Source organism: Mesorhizobium sp. M7A.F.Ca.CA.002.04.1.1 (assembly GCF_004022805.1).
Taxonomy (GTDB): Bacteria; Pseudomonadota; Alphaproteobacteria; order Rhizobiales; family Rhizobiaceae; genus Mesorhizobium; species Mesorhizobium ciceri.
The window spans coordinates 1-1221 of sequence record NZ_RZPL01001081.1 but is presented as its reverse complement, the minus strand read 5'-3'; the positions used below and the strand labels follow the sequence as shown (position 1 = coordinate 1221).

2 protein-coding genes and 1 pseudogene are annotated in these 1221 nt (G+C 57.1%); 2 read left to right on the top strand and 1 reads right to left on the bottom strand.

Going from position 1 to position 1221, the window contains the following annotated elements:
- Together ENZ75_RS35475 and ENZ75_RS32305 are read left to right on the top strand one after the other, a co-directional pair.
- Positions 1 to 149, top strand: a pseudogene (locus ENZ75_RS35475) (MarR family transcriptional regulator); the annotation flags it as partial.
- Between the two features lie 145 nt (positions 150 to 294).
- Positions 295 to 801: a DUF2380 domain-containing protein gene (locus ENZ75_RS32305; RefSeq protein WP_063167736.1), complete on the top strand. Its 507-nt coding sequence runs from the start codon at positions 295 to 297 to the stop codon at positions 799 to 801.
- Positions 802 to 809: 8 nt separating this feature from the next.
- On the opposite strand, the gene ENZ75_RS32300 is transcribed toward ENZ75_RS32305, so the two are convergent.
- Positions 810 to 1221: zinc-binding dehydrogenase (locus ENZ75_RS32300; RefSeq protein WP_164888195.1), on the bottom strand; the 412-nt coding region annotated here is incomplete at its 5' end.

Here is a 1221-nt window from a genome sequence, read left to right as displayed (position 1 = left end):
GAACGGGGCTTGCCGCCTATCGCGAGATGGTGCCGCTGGCGAAGGCGTTCGAACGGGATTTGCTGGCAAGGCTCAGCGCTGAAGAGCGCACGGCGATCACCAGCGGACTGGCTGCATTGGAGACCAGTCTGGTCCCGAGCAAGAGTTAGTCCAAGATCAAGCCAATCACTCTGAACGACGGAGTTCGAGCGAGACTGCGTGGAAACTCCCGAAGCATAGCATTGCTTTCGATTTAATCGTTATTTGCGTTGTCAGGCCGCGTATAATGCCCATCATACCGACAGGAGGACTACGATGAGCATTCGCACATTAAGTGTCCTGGTGACGCTGCTTGTAGGCACCTGCACATTTGCGCAGGCGCAGCAGACAAAGCCGATGTCGATCGAAGTGTTCCCTTTCGAATTGGAGGACAAGAGCGCCGGGGCGGGAATAATTCCCCCGGATGAATATGACAGGCGCTATCTGTCGGAATCAGCACAAGTTGCTAAGGACATGCTCTCCCAGTCTGGGCGTTTTACAGTAATTGATGTGCCGGCGAGGGATACACAGGCCACGGCGCCGCACGGATTGCGCAACTGCGCTGGTTGTGAAGGCCCGATTGCCAAGGAGCACGGCGCGTCGCTTGCCTTGCTTGGCGTCGTAACGCGCGTCAACCGAACAGAACATACTATGTTCATTCGCATCCTTGACGCCGAAACCGGGAAACATGTTTCGGAGGGGTTTACCGATCTTCGCATGGGTGCGAACTACGCGTGGCCCCGCTCCGTGAAATGGCTGATGAAAAACAGAATTCTGCGTTAGGGCGGCATCTACCAATCCATCACCACCTTGCCGGAACTGCCGCTGCGCATTGCATCGAAGCCGGCTTGGAAATCGTCGATGCCGATGCGGTGCGTGATAAGCCCGGAAACATCCAGCGGCCCCTGCACCAGCGCGATCATCTTGTACCAGGTCTCGAACATCTCGCGGCCATAGATGCCCTTGAGATGCAGCATCTTGAAGATGACCTTGTTCCAGTCGATCTCGAATCCGGTCGGGGCGATGCCCAGAATGGCGATCTTGCCGCCGTTGTTCATGGTGTCGATCATGTCGCGGAAGGCGGGGGCTGCGCCCGACATTTCGAGGCCGACATCAAAACCCTCGGTCATGCCGAGTGCCGGCATGACATCGCGCAGCTTTTCCTTGGACGCGTCGACGACATGCTGGACGCCGAGCTTTTTG